The sequence below is a fragment of the Zhouia amylolytica genome (assembly GCF_900116365.1).
Classification (GTDB): domain Bacteria; phylum Bacteroidota; class Bacteroidia; order Flavobacteriales; family Flavobacteriaceae; genus Zhouia; species Zhouia amylolytica.
In genome coordinates, this window is the sequence record NZ_FPAG01000001.1 from 213,924 (window position 1) to 235,642 (window position 21,719).

At 37.7% G+C, this 21,719-nt stretch carries 16 protein-coding genes and 2 tRNA genes; 15 read left to right on the top strand and 3 right to left on the bottom strand.

What is annotated here, in order from left to right:
- Positions 1-409 precede the first annotated feature (409 nt).
- The 12 genes from BM361_RS00895 to BM361_RS00950 all read left to right on the top strand — a co-directional run bounded on the left by BM361_RS00895 (position 410) and on the right by BM361_RS00950 (position 9,218).
- Positions 410-802, top strand: a complete 393-nt coding sequence (locus BM361_RS00895; protein WP_074976315.1) for a hypothetical protein — start codon at positions 410-412, stop codon at positions 800-802.
- A 68-nt stretch (positions 803-870) separates the two neighbouring features.
- Positions 871-1,578 carry a CPBP family intramembrane glutamic endopeptidase gene (locus BM361_RS00900; RefSeq protein WP_074976316.1) on the top strand — a complete coding sequence of 236 codons (708 nt, stop codon included), beginning with the start codon at positions 871-873 and terminating at the stop codon, positions 1,576-1,578.
- A 17-nt stretch (positions 1,579-1,595) separates the two neighbouring features.
- Positions 1,596-2,279, top strand: coding sequence for an aspartate/glutamate racemase family protein (locus BM361_RS00905; protein WP_074976318.1), 684 nt, complete (start codon positions 1,596-1,598; stop codon positions 2,277-2,279).
- A 39-nt stretch (positions 2,280-2,318) separates the two neighbouring features.
- Positions 2,319-2,936: a HEAT repeat domain-containing protein gene (locus BM361_RS00910; protein ID WP_074976319.1), complete on the top strand. Its 618-nt coding sequence runs from the start codon at positions 2,319-2,321 to the stop codon at positions 2,934-2,936.
- A gap of 193 nt (positions 2,937-3,129) precedes the next feature.
- Positions 3,130-4,515 (top strand): TlpA disulfide reductase family protein, encoded by a 1,386-nt coding sequence (locus BM361_RS00915; protein ID WP_175496532.1) that lies wholly within the window; start codon positions 3,130-3,132, stop codon positions 4,513-4,515.
- Positions 4,512-5,240, top strand: a complete 729-nt coding sequence (locus BM361_RS00920; protein WP_038268758.1) for a DUF4328 domain-containing protein — start codon at positions 4,512-4,514, stop codon at positions 5,238-5,240. Before BM361_RS00915 ends, BM361_RS00920 begins: the two co-directional genes overlap by 4 nt.
- Before the next feature lie 29 nt (positions 5,241-5,269).
- Complete coding sequence (locus tag BM361_RS00925; protein ID WP_074976322.1) at positions 5,270-5,848, top strand: hypothetical protein; 579 nt, start codon at positions 5,270-5,272, stop codon at positions 5,846-5,848.
- Between the two features lie 179 nt (positions 5,849-6,027).
- On the top strand, positions 6,028-6,732 hold the full coding sequence (locus BM361_RS00930; protein WP_074976324.1) for a hypothetical protein: 705 nt from the start codon (positions 6,028-6,030) through the stop codon (positions 6,730-6,732).
- 99 nt (positions 6,733-6,831) lie between these two features.
- A complete protein-coding gene (locus tag BM361_RS00935; protein ID WP_074976326.1) occupies positions 6,832-7,374 on the top strand; it encodes a hypothetical protein in 543 nt (180 codons plus the stop codon).
- A gap of 10 nt (positions 7,375-7,384) precedes the next feature.
- The gene (locus tag BM361_RS00940; protein ID WP_074976693.1) at positions 7,385-8,284 is read left to right on the top strand and encodes a TolB-like translocation protein; all 900 of its coding nucleotides are present in this window, start codon (positions 7,385-7,387) and stop codon (positions 8,282-8,284) included.
- Between the two features lie 3 nt (positions 8,285-8,287).
- Complete coding sequence (locus BM361_RS00945) at positions 8,288-8,644, top strand: hypothetical protein (RefSeq protein ID WP_074976327.1); 357 nt, start codon at positions 8,288-8,290, stop codon at positions 8,642-8,644.
- Positions 8,637-9,218, top strand: a complete 582-nt coding sequence (locus BM361_RS00950; protein WP_074976329.1) for a nucleotidyltransferase family protein — start codon at positions 8,637-8,639, stop codon at positions 9,216-9,218. The genes BM361_RS00945 and BM361_RS00950 overlap by 8 nt, the downstream gene beginning before the upstream one ends.
- An 865-nt stretch (positions 9,219-10,083) precedes the next feature.
- Here the strand turns inward: BM361_RS00950 and BM361_RS00955 are convergent.
- From BM361_RS00955 to BM361_RS00965, 3 genes are all read right to left on the bottom strand, one after another.
- Positions 10,084-10,157, bottom strand: a tRNA-Asp gene (locus BM361_RS00955).
- Positions 10,158-11,484: 1,327 nt separating this feature from the next.
- Positions 11,485-11,561 (bottom strand) — tRNA-Asp (locus BM361_RS00960).
- 84 nt (positions 11,562-11,645) lie between these two features.
- Positions 11,646-12,578 carry a DUF58 domain-containing protein gene (locus tag BM361_RS00965; protein ID WP_074976331.1) on the bottom strand — a complete coding sequence of 311 codons (933 nt, stop codon included), beginning with the start codon at positions 12,576-12,578 and terminating at the stop codon, positions 11,646-11,648.
- Between the two features lie 135 nt (positions 12,579-12,713).
- Here BM361_RS00965 and BM361_RS00970 point away from each other — a divergent pair, with 135 nt between their 5' ends.
- From BM361_RS00970 to pbpC, 3 genes are read left to right on the top strand one after another with little or no spacing between them, the layout of a single operon-like run.
- Positions 12,714-13,784 (top strand): isoaspartyl peptidase/L-asparaginase family protein, encoded by a 1,071-nt coding sequence (locus tag BM361_RS00970; protein ID WP_074976333.1) that lies wholly within the window; start codon positions 12,714-12,716, stop codon positions 13,782-13,784.
- A gap of 32 nt (positions 13,785-13,816) precedes the next feature.
- Entirely contained in the window at positions 13,817-19,342 is a 5,526-nt protein-coding gene (locus BM361_RS00975) for an alpha-2-macroglobulin family protein (RefSeq protein WP_074976334.1), read from the top strand.
- 17 nt (positions 19,343-19,359) lie between these two features.
- Positions 19,360-21,717, top strand: a complete 2,358-nt coding sequence (gene pbpC, locus BM361_RS00980; protein WP_074976336.1) for a penicillin-binding protein 1C — start codon at positions 19,360-19,362, stop codon at positions 21,715-21,717.
- The last annotated feature ends 2 nt before the right edge of the window (positions 21,718-21,719 follow it).

Genomic DNA, 21,719 nt, shown 5'->3' on the forward strand with positions numbered 1-21,719 from the left:
CAAAACGAACTCGAAGCCTTATCAGGACTTCTCAAACAGCGTTTCGTTCTTAACGCAGGCTGCAGCTACGGGGCCCGAAGTCGGAAATGAGGGCGGTTTAAAAAATATACTAAATCTATTATAACAAGGATGTCGAAACCAATAACTGTCATTCCGCACTTGTTGCGGAATCTGTTGATTCATTTTTTAGGCTTGAAAAATATGATGGTTGGATTGCTGTCTTGTTTTGGGGATTAGCAGGCGTCCATAAACCAAAGGGTTAGGAATTTCAAAATTTTCGTTTTCCTACATTGCAGGATTAAGAAATTTCGATTATTTTCGGAGGGGTTTTGCTGATGCCATTTTGGGATTCATGAGAGGTGCTGGTGAAATCAAATACAATACCGTTGCAAAACCTTAAACAACACCAATGGAAAGAACCGTATTTAAGAATCAAAACTTTTACATTTTATTAATTACATTTCCAGGGATTCTACTATGTTGGAATTTATGGACATTTTGGAATTCTAAAAATTTGATTGCCCTTATTCCTGCCATTATTCAAATCATCATTCTTGGACTTATTTTTACAAAAAACAAACAGGCCAAATTGGCAATTAAAATTTGGGCAATAATACTGATTGCCGGACCTTCTCTTTCCATTCTCGGAAATACTATTAAAGTCTTGTTAGGTGATGAGATTTTAAGTAAAATAATGCCCTTGATTATTCAAATCCTAATTCTTACTGCTGGACTTTATATCAATCATTTCAACAATACCACTGTGGAGGTAAAAAACATTGAGGAGTTTCAAAATCAATAAAATCTATACACAATACCCTTGGGAACACTCGCATAACCACATCGTCACAAATAAACCAAACCGTTAAAATGAATCACAACATTACCAACTCCACTGAAAGATCGAATAATACCCTCGGGGTTTTGTTTGACCTTATTATTTACATTTCTATAATGTTCCTGATCAGGGAGGTTTATTTACCAAAAGTTGGCTTCATTGCTAATGGCCTTTTTTGGTCGCTGACCACTTTGATTATAGCCAGTTGGAGAATGAAAATCAGAGGTGTTACCTGGAAAGACCTGGGATTAATAAAACCTAAATCAATGTGGAGAACATTAGGAGTGTCCGTTATTATTTTTGTTTCCGTAATGATTGCTGTCATACTATTTGAACTTCTAAAAGACCAATTACCATTTTCATTAGCATCAGATACCTCCTCCGAAAGTTCAGTGTCTAAATTTGGGGACCTTAAAGGAAATTGGATACAGTTTTTTATAATCATTCCTTTCGTTTGGCTCGAATCTATGTTAGAAGAACTACTAGACAGAGGCTTTTTGATGAATTGGATTGAAAAATTGTTTTCTTCAACTTCATTTGCCACAATCATAGCTGTACTATTACAAGCAATCATATTTGGGTTTAGACATTCAAACGACTTCTCCGAAAGGTCAATAACTGTTGGTCTTATTGGTTTAGTAATGGGTATAGCTTATGTAAAATTTGGCCGAAACCTATGGCCATTAATAATTGCTCATTGTATATTGAACAGTATGTCTATGATTGATAGAGTAATGTAATAAAAAAGCACATTAAAATGAAAAAAATAGGATTGGTAGGAGGAATCAGTTGGACTTCAACTTTAGACTATTATAAATATATAAACCAGGGTATCAATGAACAATTAGGTGGCCTAAATTCGGCTGAATGTATCATACATTCACTAAATTTCTCTGATATTCAGGATAAAGGGTGGATCAACTCTTATGACCTGATCTTCAATGCTTGTAAAAGTTTAACTTCCAACAATGTCGATTTCATAGTCTTATGTGCCAATACAGCTCATTTATTTGCTGACGAAATTCAATCAAAAATTGACATCCCTATTATACATATCGCTTCAGCTACCGCAGAGGAAATAAAAAAGCATAAACTGCGAAAAGTAGGACTCCTAGGCACCAAATTCACCATGGAAATGGATTTTTACCGAAACAAATTAAAAGAATATGGTATTGAAACCATGGTTCCAAGCAGTAAAAAGGATATTGAAGAAATTCAGGAAATTGTCAAAAATGAACTCGGAAAAGGAATTATCAATAAAGAGTCTAAATCAAAATTCAGACAATTTGCCAATGAATTAATAGAAAGAGGTGCAGAAGGACTTATTTTAGGGTGTACAGAAATATCAATGTTAATCGATCAGGAGGACTTTGACTTTCCTGTGTTCGACACTACAAAAATTCATGTTGAAAAAATTGTAAAACACTCCTTAAATAAATGAATTACAACCATATTCCATAATTAACCATATAATACCATCATGAAAAAAACAATCACATTATTATTCTGTCTTTTATCGGTTGTCATTAGTATTGCCCAAAAAAACAGTTCACAGAACACCCTCAAGCATATTGCATATACCGATGAAGACAGTACGGTTAGACTTGAAGCCCTTAAAAAACTAACTGATCAGAATGCTATTAAACACGTTGCCTTCACAGATGAGGATAGTATAATAAGGCTTGCCGCTTTGGAGAAACTAACAGATCAGAATGCAATCAAACACCTCGCTTATACCGACAAAGACAATAATATCAGACTGAAAGCTGTAAAAAAACTGACTGACCAAAACGCCATTAAACACGTTGCCTACACAGATGAAAACAACTTTGTAAAGCTCGTCGCTTTAGACAAGCTAACCAACCAAAATTCAATTAAACATGTTGCCTACACAGATGAAGATAACAACGTTAGACTAAAAGCAGTAAAAAAACTGACTGACCAGAATGCCATCAGACACGTTGCCTTCACAGACGAGGATAGCACCATAAGACTCGCTGCTTTGGTTAAGCTCACTGATCAAAATTCAATTAAACATATTGCTAAAACTGATAAAGAGAAAAAAGTGAGATTAAAAGCATTAGAGCTTTTAAATTAATTTCCAGCGAAAACATACTATAGAAGTTGACGTAGGAGAATTCTTGATATGAACCCCCTCTAAATTTACCATTAGCTACCATTATAAATAACCTATGAGAATACTATTTTATTTTTTGCTATCCCTTTTTCTTTTAAATTCTTGTCAAAGGAAGGTTACAAAAAACAAGGTCGAGAACTATACTGAAGTCAATTTGAATTTTAAAGACTATAAGCCCCACAAACATAAGAGTTTTATTGACCTTACTATTGAGAACGGAGTACATCCAATTGAACAACAATTGAAAATTTCTGATAGTGGAATCGTTTCTTATAGCTTTATAAATGAAAAAAAGCGAGAGCTAGTTTTTAAATATGAAAATAGGGAATTTAGTCTGATCGTTTCACCTAATGAAGAATTAAATGCGTATCTCTCCGTAGCCGAATTGACGGACTGGAATTCAACATTTAAAGGGTTTAAGATAACCTCAGGTGAAAATAGTATTACAAATAATTTGATTCTTCGTTATACATCTTACCTCGACAGTTTGATCAAACAAGCTCCTAACGGATTTAGCAATGATGGCAAATCGGTTGACATTGATTATAAGAATAAACGAATGTCAGAAATGCAAAATCAATTAAATGCTTTTGACTTATTTATAAGGGAAAATAAAATCAAAGACAAAACCTTTATCGATTGGAGTAGATCTCAAATAAGATACCGTGCTGGATTTGATCTAAGCCTGTTTCCGTTCTTCGGAATAATGAACAAAGAAATTGATGATGAAAAAGAATATTTCAATTTCATAAATGAACTCAACCCAAATGACAATGAAGAATTAACCTATCAGTCATACCTAAAATATCTAGAGACACTATCAACCTCGTATAAAATCATAAGCAACATTGCAGATAAGTATTCCTCGAAAAGAGAACAATTAAAAGAGAATAGTTCCTCGAATTTTCCAATTTTATTTAAAATGATCAAAAAGCTTCCAAAAAATAAGGAACGAGAATTTTTGATGGCTTATATATATCGTAATAATAATCAAATACCCGAAAAATATAAAGATAGTTTACAATTTTTTGTAAGTGATGACATATTAAGTCAAGTCAAATCATTAGATAAAATTGAAACTCTTGATATTATAACGCTCATTGAGAATTACGATATACCTGACAATGAAAAGGCTGCACTTTTAGCGCTTTATAAAGAATCAAAAGGCAAAGTTATTTATCACGATTTCTGGTTTACGAATTGTGCACCTTGTATGAAAGAACTCCCTAATTATAATGACCTTATTGCCACAACAAATCAAAAGAAGGTTGAGTTCATTTTTTATGGCGCATACATGGAAAAAGACGAATGGAGAGCCACCATTGAAAAATTAAAACTAAAAGGCAAACATCACTTACTTACAAAAAACCAATTAGCCTTTTTTGAGAAGTACTTCGGAGTTCATGGGTTTCCACATCATCATATTATAAATTCAAATGGAAAAATCAGCGAAAAAGTTCGTTTCGGAACTTATCCGGGCAACTTTAAGGAGATTAATAAACTTATAGAAAAAAACCATATTGTAAAAAGTAAGAAATGAATATAATAGAAAACACTCAAGAAAATGGCTTATCTGTCAAAATAGAAATTTGGGACAATACAAAAAGAGCCAAAAATCTAATGATCATATTTTGGATTTTGACAGGACTAACATTTATTGCAATAATTTCTGGTTATTTTGAATTGCAATTACTGGAAAACGTAAAACTCGGAATATTTCCCGACGAAAGTGAGGTCTATGCAAACGACTTACGCCAGGGAATAATTGGAATTATTCAAACCGGAATATACATTACTTCCATAATTTTATTTTTAAACTGGTTTCGAAGAGCCTATGGGAATTTACACAGGTTAGGAATCTCTTATTTAAAGCATAAAGAATCTATGGCTGTTTGGGCTTGGTTTATTCCTATTATTGTTCTTTTTAGACCCGTTCAAATCATGAACGAAATATGGAACGAAACACAGGAAAAAATTAAAAAGTTTGATTCTACTTATATCATTAAAAATGGAGGATTGATAATTGGATTATGGTGGGCTTTATTTATAATTTCGAATATTATAGGAAGATATGTATTGAAGACTGTCTTTAAAGCTGAAACCGTTGAACAATTAATTGAGGGATCACAGGCACTATTACTATCTGATTTCATGCAAATTCCAGAAGCCCTATTAGTTATTTTAATTGTATTTCAACTCTCAAAAATGGAAACAAAACTAGCTAAGGAAGTGCAACAAGCTGGTGGCAATATTATTTATAAGTAATAAGATTTAATCGATGAATTAATAATATCGTGGAATCAAAACTCACATATCTTAAAGGAAAATCCGTTTTTATAGTATCATTGCTTGTCATCGGAATTACCATCCTAACCGTTTATCTTAGTGGAATACATTACAACCGGAGTTTGACCTCCAACCTGTATTTATCACTTGGAATTATTGCTTCAGCTCTATTTATATTTATGACCTATGGTTTATATAACGGAATTGGTTTGATCGACAATTTTCCTAAATTCAGAAACTTTAAAAGGGGTGAGATTTTCATGCAATCCGGAGCGTTTCCTGACCTACCAAATACTAATGTAGGGGATGGTATTGGGGGCTTGATATTATCGATCTTCCTGTGGATCGTAATGACTATTATATTCATAGTCTTGCTAATTATACTGGAAGCGGTTTTTTGGTTTTCTTTATTCATACTTCTAGATATGCTTTATTGGGTTTTCTTTAGAGCGTTAAAACTTGTTTTCAAAAGATCTAAAGACACTAAAGGATCTGTTGGAATCTCAATAGTATACTCCATATCTTATACTGCGCTTTATATAGGTTGGATATTTGGAATTGTATATTTATCTGAAATAATCAGATGATGTTATTGCAAACACCTCTTATTATCCAATTGAGCTGAATTATTAAAAATTATCTATACCCTTATCAATTAATTTGTTTTAATCCGAAAACACTAGTAGAGAATTTCCAAATTCTTTCTTTTTATTAAATTAGTTCTCAAAACCTAACAAATCAATATCATAGCTTTAGCTATAATAAGATGAATCTAATAAAGAATATAATCGGGATAGCCATATTATTTTTATTATATAACTGTGGTACGAATAAAAAACCTGAAACCGGAGAATTAATTCTAACCGGTAAATATTGTAAATATCCCAATGATGATTTCTTTAGCTTAGCATTTCAATTATTTAAAAATGGGAAACATATTGCAAATGATACTATAGAATTTAATGGATTCTCGAAATATAAAAACTTACCTTATGGAAAATATCAGATTACGTTTGAATCAATTTACGGTTTGCAGGAATCTGTTGAAATAGAAATTAAAAACAACATTGAAGAAGTAATCCTTTGTAAGGATAAGCTTAATTATGATCTCACTGACAGTGACTTATTAATAAACAACCTAAACCCTAATCAATCGTTAAAAATTGATTTCCAGTCTTTAGGATGTTTCCATTTTAATAAGTCCGTATTGGAAATAACTCGAACCAATGAGCAATATTTAGCAAAACTAGGCGATAAAAAAATGATTCTTTCGGCAGCTCAACTCCAGTTGATAAAAGAATTCGAAATAGAACTTCGAGAAATTGAATCTAATGAATGTACGACAGTTGACACTTACAAATTGACAAATGCACAAAATTCGGAAAGCGTCGAAATTATTGATGAAAGCTGTATCTGGCATGGGTTTAGACATCTTGTAGAAAAACTTGGACTTGATCCCATTGGCAGCTAACACAAAACAATCCAACATAGCTTGATGTGTTATATAAGTAAATACACATTTGGTACTTTTAATTATATTCATAACACCAATACACAACCCTTTCAATAAATGAATTTCGTCCAACAAATTGTAGAATCTCATGGAGGCGAATACTCGCAAGAGCCTTTGAAAAGGGTTCACTCTCCTAAGGGACTCATAACGTATCAACCCAAAAGAGGTAAAATAGAGGTTAATGGAACGCAAATCGAAATTCATTTTAAAGAATCTGGAGGCGTCTCTGGTTCCGTTGAACCTATTAGAATTATCCTAAAGCTAAAAAATGATATCAAAAACAACCTAAGCATATATCCCAGTACTTATTTAAACTATTTAACGGACCTTCTTGCTCAACCAAAAAACTTAAATATCCCCAAGGAAATAAAGCAACAATTTAGTTTCAGAGGCGATAAAGAGTTAATAAAAAAAATAGTAGCAGATAGTAGGTTCTGCAGTTCCATCCTTAACGAGTTTATATATATTTCTCTGTTCAGATCTAAACCGAGACAAATTATACTTACACCTGAGTATGGCTTAGAAAGTGTTGAGCATTTTAATAAACTTATCACGGCACTCATAATTATTGAAGGGAAGATTAAAGAAGTTCCACGGTAACTTAAATAACATGATAAAAACAAACAGTATAACATTAACAGCACTTGTAATGGTGGGGGTTTTGAATTCTTGTAAAAACTCAAATGAAGAGAATCCTGTAACTTTTGAAAACGCTTATTTCGGTCAACAGTCACCCGGGCTTTCTCCAGAACCTTTCGCACCCGGAATTATATCAACGGATAACTGGGAAATAAGTGGTGTTTTTACCCCTGACCTCAAAGAGTTTTATTTCATTCGAGAAGTTGGGGAGACGGATGAAGAAAAAGCAATGCAATTTATGTTATATCAATATAAAGATCACCAATGGCAAGAATCCATAATATCGCCACGAGTGGGTGAACCATTAATTTCTCCAAATGGTCAGATCATGCATCTGGGCAAAAAATATAAGGAACGATTGGAAAATGGTGATTGGTCTGAGTTAAAAAGTCTCGACACCGCATTTGACAGTATTCCTATAATGCAGCTTGCTTCTTCTGCCAAAGGCACCTATGTCTTCGATGCCATGGGTGAAGGTGTCTTACGATATTCTCGTGTAGTGGATGGCATACGTGAAGAACCTAAACTATTTGGAAAAGAAATTAATAGCGGGACCGCTAACGCTCACCCCTATATAGCTCCTGATGAATCTTATATTCTTTGGGATGGCAGAAGAGAAAATGGATATGGCAATGCGGATATTTATATTAGTTTTAAACAGAAAGATGGTTCCTGGGGAGAGGCCATCAACTTAGGTGATAAGATCAACACCTCCGCTTCTGAAAACGGTGCTCGCGTTACTCCAGATGGTAAATATCTATTCTTTAACAGGAACGTTGGTAAAATAAATCCAACTGACCAATATGATGACGTTAATATGTATTGGGTAGATGCTAAAATTATTGAAACTCTAAAACCATCAGAATTATAGAAAATGAAAAAAGCATTCGGATTTAAAGTAGCTGTTAATGACCAACTGATTTGTCGGGCAGGATTTGAAAATGAGCATTCAATTGTTACATGCATACTTGACTCTGTAAGACGAAAGAATGAAAATTCTGAAGAATTAAGCATTCATATTAGTGGTTTAAATTCCGATACTAATCACCAGGTAGATTGGTTCAAAGACTCATTAAAAGAAGGTGACAAAATATCTATCGAGGTTATAAGTAATGGTTTTGACCCTCCTGCCACGGAAAGAAAAGCATTTAAAGATAAGGATCTCATAGCTCATAAATTAAAGACCTATTATAAACTAAAAGAGGAACTGAAAGAACATTTAAATGAGTAGCACCGATACTAATTTATATAATCGCAACTTAGAAAATGAATTCATAGCGATTGTTGACAATGACGCCTGGATGATTGAAGTTTTAAGAGTTGTCAGATCACTTAACCTCAATGATTGGTGGATTGGAGCGGGCTTTGTGAGAAACAAAATATGGGATGTTAATCACGGAAAGGAAAGAACAGAACTCAACGATATTGATATCATACATTTTGATCCTTCAAATTCTACAGAAGCATACGACCTGAAACTTGAAAACAGACTTAAAAAGCTACATCCGAATTTGAAATGGTCGGTCAAAAACCAATTCAGGATGCATTTAAGAAATGGACACCATCCATATACAGATTGTCATCATGCCATTTCCTTTTGGCCTGAAACAGCGACTGCAATTGCCGTGAAACTAAACTCTAATGATCAAATTGCATATATAGCTCCTTATGGATTGCATGATTTATTCAATCTTATAGTAAAACCTACCCCTAATTTTAATCTGGAGGTTTACAACGCCAGGATTGAAAAGAAACAATGGAAGAAAACGTGGGGTAAATTAGATATAAGAACTGATTGGAGTTAGTTATAATATTATTTGTCATTCTGTATTTATTACGGAATCTATTGATTCAATGCTTGATTGATTTTTTTCCTGATGGGTTATTGCCCACTGAATGTCTAAGGCATGATTATTCTTTATTCTTTTTTATTCGCGCTGGTTTCTATTGTGTTATATAGGAGCTCATGATGTGCTACGCAATTGCATTGCCGAATGCTTTGCATTCATGAATACCTTATAAAACAATAACTAAGATTATAAATAAAAAAGTAACATCCCCTATAACTTCTTTTTCAAACTTTCTTTACTTTTTTTCATCGCCAAAAAAAGTAACAAAAAAGTCTAGCCTTGGCTTTTCAGTGACCCATTTTCATTTTAAATCCTAAATTAACCGAACTCGTCTGTTTCCCAAAACAGACTCAAACAGCGCTTAATTTATACGGATTCTTCAATGAATGGGTCCCCACTTACAAAGCCCATGGCGGTTTAAATAAATATACCGAACAATTCATCATCCAAATGCCTGTAGGTTCTTGAAATTAACTAGTTTAATCAGAGTATTTATTATATGTCATTCCGCACTTGTTGCGGAATCTCTTCACTCAAAACTTAATCTATTTCTCCCTCAAGAGATTGCCTCGCCCTACTATCGCAAGGTTCGTAATGATGTAACACAATTTCTTACCCCCTGAACCCCCTAAAGGGGGGAAATTGTTTTATACCTTCTATCATTCTGTACTACTTTGTCATTCCGCACTTGTTGCAGAATCTAGTGATTATATGTTAAGTGCGACCTCTTTGGTGGAGTCCGGAGGAATGAATACGATACTTTTTTCTGAAGTGATTTTGCTATAAATAAAAAAGCTCCGAATTTCTTCGAAGCTTTTTGCGGTCTGGACGGGATTCGAACCCGCGACCCCATGCGTGACAGGCATGTATTCTAACCAGCTGAACTACCAGACCTGCATTTCATTTATGCGGCTGCAAATATACATTCCTTTTTTAATTATACAACACATTTTATGAATTTATGAATACAAATGAAATAAGGGAGAAATTGTTTCTTTACTTTCTGTCATCCTGGACTACTTTGTCATTCCGCACTTGTTGCGAAATCTAGTGATTACCTGTTTTCCAAGTGGGGTTCATATGTCATTTTTATTGAATCAAATCCTTAGGTAATAGTTATATTCATCGCAATACAATGTTCTGTTCTTTTTTATTCGCGCTGCTTTCTATTTAATCTTTCCTTACTTTTTTATTCGCGCTGGTTTCTATTGTGTTATATAGGAGCTCATGATGTGCTACGCAATTGCATTGCCCAAAAAAGTAACAAAAAACGCTAGCCTTGGCTTTTCAGTGACCCATTTTCATTTTAAATCCTAAATTAACCGAACTCGTCTGTTTCCCGAAACAGACTCAAACAGCGTTTAATTTATACGGATTCTTCAATGAATGGGTCCCCACTTCCAAAGCCCATGGCGGTTTAAATAAATATACCGAACAATTCATTATCCAAATGCCTGTAGGTTCTTGAAATTAACTAGTTTAATCAGAGTATTTATTATATGTCATTCCGCACTTGTTGCGGGATCCATTTTTTCGTGTGGTTTCTAAACACTTGTTCCCAAGGTTAAAATTATTCCCAATTATAATCTTCATTCAAACACAATTCTCTATTCATTTCTTTTGACCGTCCAAAAGAAACGAACCAAAGAAAAGGACGCCCGTCGAGAGGTATTTTTGCTAGCGCAAAACCATGAATTTTATCCTAAATGGTCTCCAAGGCTTCGACCATTTTTAACGGATTAAATCCATATATACTGCCGACGGGGGTAAACCTCTATCAAAATTTCTAATCGGATATATATGAAGGTTTTCATGAAATAGATGTGGCTCAAGTGGAAGTGCGTTAGCGATAGCTAACAAAGCATGTAACGCTAGAGACATCAGCGGTTTTGCGATAGCAAAAAATTCCTATAAACCTTCTTGATTTTTTGGTTCGTTTTGCATCAAGGCAAAATGAACAAGGAATATAATATTATAAACGAATGGTTATAGCAATGACGTAACACAATTTCTTACCCCCTGCACCCCTAAAGGGGGAAATTGTTTTTCTCACTAGTGTCATTCTGGACTTCTTTGTCATTCCGCATTTATTGTGAAATCTAGTGATTATATGTTAAGTGAGACCTCTTTGGTGGAGTCCGGAGGAATGAATGAAATGCTATGATCTGCAGTGATTTTGCTATAAATGAAAAAAGCTCCGAATTTCTTCGAAGCTTTTTGCTGGCGGTCTGGACGGGATTCGAACCCGCGACCCCATGCGTGACAGGCATGTATTCTAACCAGCTGAACTACCAGACCTGCATCTCTTTTGCGGTTGCAAATATACACCCCATTTTTTATTCCGCAAATGTTTTTCTTTAAAAAATTTAAAAGATTATAGTACTACCTACTAAACTTTTGTTTTTCAATAAGATATGTTGTAAGGATTTTATTTAAATCCTTTGCTATATCGGCCTCTATGTACTTGATTTTATACTGGGCGCATTTCAATGCGATCTCTTTAAAATATTTACTCACCTCCTTTTCATATACTTCTTTAAAATTTTTAGCATACAGGTCGATGTGTGCTCCCGTTTCTACATCTATAAATCGCTTCGGTACCTCATCAAAATCGAAATGAAGCTCTTTTTCTTTATCCATCACATGAAAAAGTACCACCTCGTGCTTATTATATTTTAGGTGTCGCAGCGCATCGAACAACTCTTTTTGATCAGTCTCCGTTTGAAACATATCAGTAAACAAAAAGATCATACTTCTGCGGTGTATCTTCTCAGCAATCTGATGTAAATAGGTGTAAGGCCTGGTCTCTTTACCCTGACTTTCAGATTGCAACACTTCTTCCAGGTTATTGAGCAGCATTTTATGATGCCTTTCACTCCCCTTCTCAGGAGCATAATACTCATAATGGTCTGAGAATACACTGAGTCCAACGGCGTCTCTCTGACGTTTAAGTAAATTCATCAGGGCTGCAGCAGCAAGTACTGAAAAACCGATCTTATTCAGGTGTGACACATCCATGGTTTTCACTTCCGGGTAATGCATGGAAGATGAATTATCTATGATCAGGTGACAGCGTAGATTCGTTTCTTCCTCATACTGCTTGGTGTATAGGCGATCGGTCTTGGCAAATACCTTCCAGTCGATGTGTTTGGTGCTTTCTCCTGAATTGTAGATTTTATGCTCTGCGAACTCTGATGAAAATCCATGAAACGGACTTTTATGTAATCCGCTAATAAACCCTTCCACCACTTGTTCGGCTAAAAGCTCCAGGTTTTTATAGAGGTGTACCTTATTTACTTCCTTCCCAATATCCATTGACATAGTTTCTTAAAAGATAAATGTACTTGAAATAGCGCTAAACGAAAAATAAAATTTTTTCATAAAAATGAGTAAGATTTTTACCATAAAAAGATCCTAATGTTTAATTTTATCAGTCTTTAAAACACGTTTATGAAATACGCTATCTACCTATCAATCTCTTTATTACTCTTTATTGGATGCAAAAACGACACTTCGAGAAGTCCTGCTGCTGAATCGGTTCAAGCAGAAACACCAACCTCCAATACCGAAAACTTTGGTATTGTTATTCATGGAGGTGCGGGTACCATTTTGAAAAAAAATATGAGCGATGAACTTGAGGCTCAATACAAACAGAAATTAGAGGAAGCGATCAGAACGGGTTATGCCATTCTTGAAAAAGGGGGAAGCAGCCTTGACGCTATTGAAAAAACTATCAACATAATGGAAAATTCTCCGTTGTTTAATGCAGGTAAAGGTGCGGTTTTCACCAATGAGGGTAAAAACGAACTGGATGCTTCGATCATGGATGGGAACACGCTCAATGCAGGAGCAGTTGCGGGAGTGACTACAGTGAAGAATCCTATTAACCTTGCTCGTGCGGTTATGGAGAAATCTGAGCATGTTATGTTTGCCCGTGAGGGAGCAGAATCTTTTGCCAAAGAGCAGAACATTGAATTGGTAGATCCTTCCTATTTTTATACTGAATCAAGAATGAAATCGCTTGAACGTGCTAAAGAACGTGAGCAGATCGAACTTGACCATGATGATAAGTCTGCCTTTTACGATCCTTCGATCAAGGACTCCAAATTCGGAACCGTGGGGTGTGTGGCCCTGGACAAAAACGGAAATCTTGCTGCGGGAACCTCAACGGGTGGTATGACGAATAAGAAATGGGGTCGTGTAGGAGATTCTCCGATCATCGGAGCGGGTACTTATGCTAATAACAATACTTGCGCCGTTTCATCGACAGGATGGGGAGAGTATTTTATCAGGGGTATGGTAGCTTACGATATCTCGGCCATGATGGAATACAAGAACAGTTCACTCCAGGAGGCTTCTTCGGAAGTTATTCAAAAGAAACTAGTGGAGCTTGGTGGAACCGGTGGTATTATTGCTATCGACCATCAAGGAAATGTGGCTATGGAATTTAATACTGCCGGGATGTACCGTGCCTCGATGAATAACGACGGGGAACTCTACATCGGTATCTACAAAGAATAATACTTCATAAAAACTCTTTTAACAAACAAAACATGCGTCTGAATTACTTTTATCTACTCCCCCTCCTCGCGTTGATTATTTTCTCGTGTAAAGACCAAAAAGACGAAATTAAAGAGCAGGTTGAGAACCTCTATAAATTCAGGGAATACATTTCAGATGTTTCTCCCGGGATGATCTCAACTCACGATGACTTCAGGATTGTATTGAGAAATCCGGTTGAGGGATGGACAAATGATATGCCTTTAGACGACAACCTTATAAAAATCACTCCGAATGTAAAAGGGAAGGTAGTTGCTTTAAACAACCAGACCGTTTCATTTATTCCCGACGCTCCTCTTACACAGCATACGGAATACACCATTGCTTTCAACCTGGAAGATATCATCCCTGATATCCCTGATGAATTTGAAGTGTTCAAATTCACCACCAGAACCCTGAAGCAAGAGTTTAATATCACTACGGATCATTTACAATCATACAGCAAGGATTGGCAATATATTAAAGCTACGCTAAGGAGCAGTGATGTATTGAATCTTGAAACTGCCAGAGGGTTGGTAACTGCCACCCAAAACAAAAAACAAATCTCTATAAAGTTTGAGGAAGGGGTTTCAAAAGGTACGCAATTCTCCTTTACGATTGACAGTATACAACGTTTTGAAGATGACTCGGAAGTACTGGTAAACTGGGATGGATCTTCCTTTCAAATTGACTCTAAGGGGGAAACAGCGATCAATATTCCCGGGAAGAACAATTTTTCGGTGGTTAACGTAACGGTAGTTGACGGTGACCAGCAATACCTGGAAATTAATTTCTCTGATCCTCTGAAACGAAACCAGCCCTTTGATGGCTTGGTAGTCTTGGAGGGAGCAGAAAAGCTTAAGTTTTCCGTTGAGGGGAATCTTCTTAAGGCCTATCCGAACAAAACATTGAAAGGGACACTTTCGCTTGAAATTTTCCAGGGAATTGAAAGTACGGACGGGTATAAAATGAAAAATACTTTCGATGAGCGTATTGCTTTCGAGCAGATAAAACCTCAGGTACGATTGCTGCAAAGCGGGACCATTTTACCTTCATCTAACAATCTCAAGGTAAACTTTGAGGCCGTTAACCTCAGCGCTGTGGACGTTTCAGTAATCAAGGTATTTGAAAATAATGTGCTTCAGTTTCTTCAATACAACGATTTGAATGGAGGCAGTGATCTCAGAAGAGTGGCGAGACCAATTGCCAGACAAACCATCGAACTACAAAGCAATCTTACGGAAAACAACGGTAAATGGAAGGCCTATGCCATCGATTTAAAAACGCTTATCTCTCCGGAACCCGGGGCTATTTACCGTGTTGAATTTAACTTTGGAAAAAAATACAGTACCTACCGTTGTGAAGGGGAAGCTGGCACGAATGAAGCCGTTCCGGAAGAAGCTAATTACGACGAGGAGGCTGATGAGGAAAGCTATTGGGATAATAGTGAAAGTTATTATAACGACTACTATTACGGATATAATTGGTCTGAAAGAGAAAATCCGTGCAGCCCATCATATTATTACGGCAAAAAGATCAGTACTAATGTTCTCGCTTCGGATATCGGCGTTACCGTAAAATCAGGAAAAAACAAGAGTTATTTTGTGAGCACTACCGACCTGGTGACTGCAAAACCAATTGCGGGGGTAAAGATTACTTTTTACAACTACCAACAACAGGAACTGGGCTCTGTAGTTTCTGATGAAGATGGGTTTAATATTTATGATTCTGAACATCTGGCCTTTTTTGCCATTGCAGAAAAGAACAATCAAAAGACCTATGTTAAACTGAATGATGGCAATGCGCTATCGGTGAGTAAATTTGATGTTTCCGGTGTAACTTTACAAAAGGGAATTAAAGGATATATCTATGGGGAACGCGGAGTATGGCGTCCTGGAGACACTTTATTCCTTTCTTTTATGCTGAACGATAAAGCGAATCCGCTACCGCCTAACCACCCGGTAAAATTTGAGCTAAAAGACCCATTTGGAAAGGTGACTAACAGGGTTGTCAAAACCTTTGGATTAAACAACTTATACTATTTCCCGATTAAAACTGCAGACAATGCGCCTACGGGGAACTGGACTGCACAAGTGACTGTTGGCGGAGCTCGTTTTAGCAAGGCCATAAAGATCGAGACCATTAAACCTAATCGTTTAAAAATCAAAACAAGCTTCGACTCGGAAATTTTATCTTCCGAAGGACCTATTAAGGCTAATATGGAGGTCGCGTGGCTACACGGGGCTATTGCCAAGAACTTAAAAACGGATGTTGTATCTCGTTATAGCCAAAAAAGCACTGCATTTAATTCTTTTCCGAATTATGTTTTTGACGATCCTACGCGTAAATTCTCTTCTGAGGAACTAGCGGTATTCGAAGGGACTGTCGATGCAGAGGGAAAAGCTTCATATACCGTTCAACCTCAGCTGAAGCATAAAGCACCGGGAATGCTTAAAGCGTCGTTTATCACCAAAGTATATGAAAACGGGGGTGACTTTAGCACGGATGTTTTTAGTAAAACCTATTCGCCCTATGCTACTTATGTAGGATTGAGTGTTCCAAAGGGCGATAAAACGCGGGGTATGCTTCTCACGGATGTCAAACATCGTTTTGATGTGGCTACTGTTGATGAAAACGGTAATCCTAAATCTATTAATGGTCTAAAAGTTACCGTTTATAAAGTCCGTTGGCGCTGGTGGTGGGATTCCGGAGAAGACAATCTCTCTTCTTACAGCGGTTCTCAAGAACACGAAAGCATTTTCACTAAAACGATTACAACTGACAAGGGAGGTAAGGCTTCTTTTGATTTTGAACTTAAATACCCTGAATGGGGGCGGTACTTAGTACGGGTTGAAGATCCAAAAGGGGGGCATGCTACGGGACAAACCGTATATATCGATTGGCCTGGATGGGCTGGAAAATCGAGAAAAACAGATCCTTCTGCAGCTACCGTACTTGCTTTTTCTACTGACAAAGACACCTATAATGTTGGGGAAGAGGCTGTTGTTACTTTTCCAAGCAGTGAAGATGGCCGTGCCCTCGTGACCATTGAAAATGGAACTGAGGTATTAAAATCTATGTGGATAAACACACAAAAGGAAGCCACTAAATTCGAACTTCCAATCAGCGAGCTTTATGCGCCGAATGTTTTTATGCATATCTCCCTGATACAACCTCATGCTACGACGGAGAACGACTTACCGCTTCGATTATATGGAGTGGTTCCTATAATGGTTGAAAACCCTGAGACCATCCTTCAACCGGAAATCAGTATGCCTGACGTCCTACGTCCGGAGGAAGAAATCTCTATTAAGGTTGCTGAAAAAACCGGAAAACCAATGACATATTCGATTGCTATTGTGGATGAAGGTTTATTAGACCTCACCCGATTTAAAACTCCTGATCCACGAAACACTTTTTACGCACGAGAAGCCTTGGGAGTTAAGACCTGGGATATTTACGATGATGTTATTGGGGCTTTTGGAGGGCGTATTGACCAGGTATTTAGTATTGGAGGTGATGAAGATGCGGCTGGTGCCCGCAACAAAAAAGCAAACCGATTTAAACCTATGGTGGTTTATCTGGGTCCTTTTGAACTTAAAGAGGGTGCTACCCAAACTCACGAAGTAAAGATTCCTAAGTACATAGGGTCTGTCCGCACTATGATAGTTGCCGGCAATCCGGAAAGTGAAGCATATGGACAAGCAGAAAAAACAACTCCGGTTCGAAAACCACTGATGGTATTGGCTTCCTTACCACGAAAGATCACGCCTGGAGAAAGAGTGCAACTCCCTGTTACTGTTTTTGCTATGGAAAACAAGGTTAAAGATGTTACTATCAGCTTAAAAAAGAACAATGCATTTACCATTGCAGGAGCGCCAACGCAGCAATTATCGTTTGCCGAGCCGGATGAAAAAATGGTGTATTTCGACTTGGACATCTCTGACTTTTCTGGAATTGGAAAAGTAGTGATTGAGGCCAGAGGAAATGGAGAACGTGCTTCCTACGAAGTAGAAATCGATGTCATCAATCCAAATCCGGTTACCAACTCAACCGAAGAGCTAACACTTGATCCTAACGGTTCCCAAACGACCAATATTGAAACTTTTGGGATCACGGGATCGAATACTGCACAGATAGAATTCTCTACGCTTCCTCCAATGGATTTTTCGGGCAGGATGCAGTATCTCATCAGATATCCACATGGTTGCGTGGAACAATCGACTTCTGCTGCTTTCCCGCAGTTATATCTGGCCAATATCTTTGACCTCACTTTCGATAAAAAGAAACAGATTCAGGGTAATATTGAGAAGGCCATTAAACGACTGGGTGATCATCAGTTGCCAAACGGCGGATTCTCTTATTGGTATGGTCAAAATCATGCTAATGACTGGGGCACTTCGTATGCGGGCCACTTCTTGTTAGAGGCTGAGAAGCAGGGTTACGTATTACCAATTTCATTTAAGCAAAACTGGATCAGTTACCAAAAGCAAGCGGCTAAACAATGGCGAAAATCGAGCACCAGGTCGGGACTTGCACAAGCTTACCGTCTGTATACGCTGGCTTTGTCCGGTAATGCGGATGTTTCTTCAATGAACAGGTTACGTGAAACCTCAGGCATATCGAACGAAACCAAACATCGCCTTGCGGCAGCCTACGCTTTAATTGGGCAGGAGCAAGCGGCAAAAGAAATTTTCAATACCGCAAACATCAGTTTTGAACCTCAGCGCAGTGATCGCCACACCTATGGCTCACCGGACCGAAACAGGGCTATGGCTCTGGAAACGCTCATCCTTTTAGATGAAAAAGGAAAGGCACAGGAGCTTGCTGAAACCATTGCTAAAAGACTGAATGAGAACCGTTGGATGAGCACCCAGACTACGGCATACAGCTTACTGGGCATGGCTCAATTTGCGGCGTATATCGGAGGAAAGGGCATTACGGCTTCTTATACCCTTAATGGAAAGGAGGAGTCTATCAGTTCTGAAAAGACCCTGGCGAACAGGAGTCTGCCTGTTAAAAAAGGGAGCAACAGCCTTGTTGTTAAGAACAACAAAGAGGCGACCCTCTTTGTTAAAGTTATTTCATCCGGCATATTGCCTGTTGGTGAAGAAAAAACGGAGCAACGTAATTTAACTGTTCAGGTTGTATTTAAGGGAAGGGATGGAAGTGTATTGGATATCAACAAGCTCACCCAAGGGACCAACTTTATAGCAGAGGTAACCGTTACGAACAAAAAAGGAGAGGACATCAGAGATATTGCCTTAACCGAAATATTCCCTAGCGGATGGGAAATTATCAATACGCGATTTACTGATTTTGGAGCTTTTGCTGCCAATCAGGTGACCCATACTGACCTCAGAGATGATCGTGCCCTTTTCTATTTTGATCTGAAAAAGCATGAATCAAAAACAGTTAGGGTATTATTAAACGCTTCTTATCTAGGAAAATATTATCTGCCGGGTATTCAATGTGAGGCGATGTATGATAACGACTATATGGTCCGCACGCAAGGGAAATGGATCGAGGTAACGCAATAAGCGTTCTTAATTAAAGCATGAAGCAAAAAATTGTCCTATTCATTAAAAGGCATCCTAAAAAGCTATTGGCACTACTCATAGTGTCAATGGCTTATTATTATTGTTTACCCAAGCAGCTTTTTGATGATCCGACAGCGACCGTAATTGAAAGTAAAGACGGGAAGCTATTAGCGGCTAAGATTGCTGATGACGGGCAGTGGCGATTTCCTGAAACGGACAGTGTGCCCGGTAAATTCGCCAGCTGTATCGTTCAATTTGAAGATGCTTACTTTTATGAGCATCCGGGCTTCAATCCTGTTTCCATCGTGAAATCCCTTATTGAAAACATTAAGGCCGGCAAGGTGGTTCGTGGAGGCAGTACCTTAACGCAACAGGTTATTCGACTTTCGAGAAAGGGACAAAGCAGGACTTATTTCGAGAAACTTATAGAACTCGTTCTCGCCACCCGATTGGAATTAAGGACTTCTAAAGAAGGTATTTTAAGGTTATATGCTTCTCATGCTCCTTTCGGAGGGAATGTTGTGGGGATCGATGTTGCCGCCTGGCGTTATTTTGGAGTACAACCACATCAATTATCATGGGCAGAGAGTGCTACCTTAGCGGTCTTACCCAATGCCCCTGCACTAATATATCCGGGGAAAAACCAGGCGCAACTACTCAACAAGCGCAACACCCTTTTAAGAAAACTATATACGGAGCATATTATTGATTCTCTTACCTATCAACTATCTATACTTGAAGCGCTCCCTCAAAAGCCTTTTCCTTTACCTCAAAAAGCGCCTCATTTATTACAGCGGATCGATAAAACGCAAAAAGGGAAGCGCATACAAACGGCCATTGATTTTAACCTTCAATCCCAGGTGAACCAAATTGTGGAGCAGCATTACCAACTCCTTCGTCAGAATGAAGTTCACAATGCCGCAGTAATGGTTATGGATATAGCATCCAGGAAAGTATTGGCTTATGTTGGTAATACTCCTACAGATAATGCACACCAAAAAGATGTAGACATCATTGATGCACCGCGAAGCACAGGAAGTATATTAAAGCCATTGCTATATACAGCAATGCTGGATGCCGGCGAGCTGCTTCCAAACACGCTGGTCGCTGATATCCCCACCACCATTGCAGGATATCAACCAGAAAATTTTGATAAAAGTTATCATGGGGCTGTACCGGCAAAGAAAGCCCTCGCCAGATCCCTCAATATTCCATCGGTGCGCTTACTACGTGAATATGGTTTGGAGCGTTTCAGAAATGAGCTTAACATGTTCAATATCAAGAATCTCGATAAATCTGCAGATTATTATGGGTTAACACTTATTTTGGGTGGGGCTGAGAGTAGTTTATGGGATCTTACCAAGACATACGCTAACCTTGCTTCTACCCTAAACCATTTCAATGAATCTTCCAGTGAATATTATTCGAACGAAATTCAGGAGCCTGTCATAATAAACCATGATTCGATCGTCTTTGAACACAGGCTGCAACAAAAGAACTTATATGGAGCCGGCAGCATTTATCTTGCCTTTGAGGCTATGAAAGAGGTGAACCGTCCGGAAGGAGAAGAAGCCTGGGAGTTTTATGATTCTTCGGAACAAATTGCCTGGAAGACGGGCACCAGTTTCGGGAACAGGGATGCGTGGGCTATCGGGGTTACTCAAAAATATGCTGTTGGTGTCTGGGTTGGTAATGCTGACGGGGAAGGTCGCCCTGCTCTGACGGGTGTCGGTAGTGCCGCCCCTATTCTATTTGACGTATTTGACCGGCTCCCTGATGTTAGGTGGTTTGATGCGCCCTATGACGATCTTACCAAGATTAAGGTATGCTCTAAAAGCGGTTACCTGGCTTCGGATATTTGTACTGAAGTTTCCTTATACAATTCACCGAACGGACAAAGATTCAAAGTTTGTCCGTTTCATAAGCTGATTCACTTAGACAAGAATGAACAGTTCAGGGTTAACTCATCGTGTATGCCTATTGAAGACATCGTTAACAAATCGTGGTTTGTATTACCTCCTTTAATGGCCTATTACTATAAAGACATCAATTCTGCCTATAGGGAACTCCCTCCCTTTAAGGAAGACTGTATAGCTGAAGTAATGCCATCTATGGAATTTATTATTCCCAAAGGAAATTCAACAATGGTGGTGACCAAAGATTTCGATGGCACCCGTAATGAACTTGTATTTAAGCTTGCCCACTCGAAGCCTGCTACGATGGTATTTTGGTATTTAGACAATGATTTTATTGGTTCGACCAAAGATTTTCACGAACTATCCATACTACCCAAAGAAGGTAATCATGTATTGACTGTTATTGATGAATTCGGTAACGAGCTACAGCGCAGGATTAAAATTGAAACGACTTCATAGTG

Bases quoted from the DNA above. Each gene is read 5' to 3' on its own strand.
- BM361_RS00945 (WP_074976327.1), top strand. From the start codon at position 8,288: ATGAAAAAAGCATTCGGATTTAAAGTAGCTGTTAATGACCAACTGATT.
- pbpC (WP_074976336.1), top strand. From the start codon at position 19,360: ATGAAGCAAAAAATTGTCCTATTCATTAAAAGGCATCCTAAAAAGCTA.
- BM361_RS00930 (WP_074976324.1), top strand. From the start codon at position 6,028: ATGAATCTAATAAAGAATATAATCGGGATAGCCATATTATTTTTATTA.
- BM361_RS00910 (WP_074976319.1), top strand. From the start codon at position 2,319: ATGAAAAAAACAATCACATTATTATTCTGTCTTTTATCGGTTGTCATT.
- BM361_RS00950 (WP_074976329.1), top strand. From the start codon at position 8,637: ATGAGTAGCACCGATACTAATTTATATAATCGCAACTTAGAAAATGAA.
- BM361_RS00975 (WP_074976334.1), top strand. From the start codon at position 13,817: ATGCGTCTGAATTACTTTTATCTACTCCCCCTCCTCGCGTTGATTATT.
- BM361_RS00900 (WP_074976316.1), top strand. From the start codon at position 871: ATGAATCACAACATTACCAACTCCACTGAAAGATCGAATAATACCCTC.
- BM361_RS00895 (WP_074976315.1), top strand. From the start codon at position 410: ATGGAAAGAACCGTATTTAAGAATCAAAACTTTTACATTTTATTAATT.
- BM361_RS00940 (WP_074976693.1), top strand. From the start codon at position 7,385: ATGATAAAAACAAACAGTATAACATTAACAGCACTTGTAATGGTGGGG.
- BM361_RS00970 (WP_074976333.1), top strand. From the start codon at position 12,714: ATGAAATACGCTATCTACCTATCAATCTCTTTATTACTCTTTATTGGA.
- BM361_RS00905 (WP_074976318.1), top strand. From the start codon at position 1,596: ATGAAAAAAATAGGATTGGTAGGAGGAATCAGTTGGACTTCAACTTTA.
- BM361_RS00965 (WP_074976331.1), bottom strand. From the start codon at position 12,578: ATGGATATTGGGAAGGAAGTAAATAAGGTACACCTCTATAAAAACCTG.
- BM361_RS00920 (WP_038268758.1), top strand. From the start codon at position 4,512: ATGAATATAATAGAAAACACTCAAGAAAATGGCTTATCTGTCAAAATA.
- BM361_RS00935 (WP_074976326.1), top strand. From the start codon at position 6,832: ATGAATTTCGTCCAACAAATTGTAGAATCTCATGGAGGCGAATACTCG.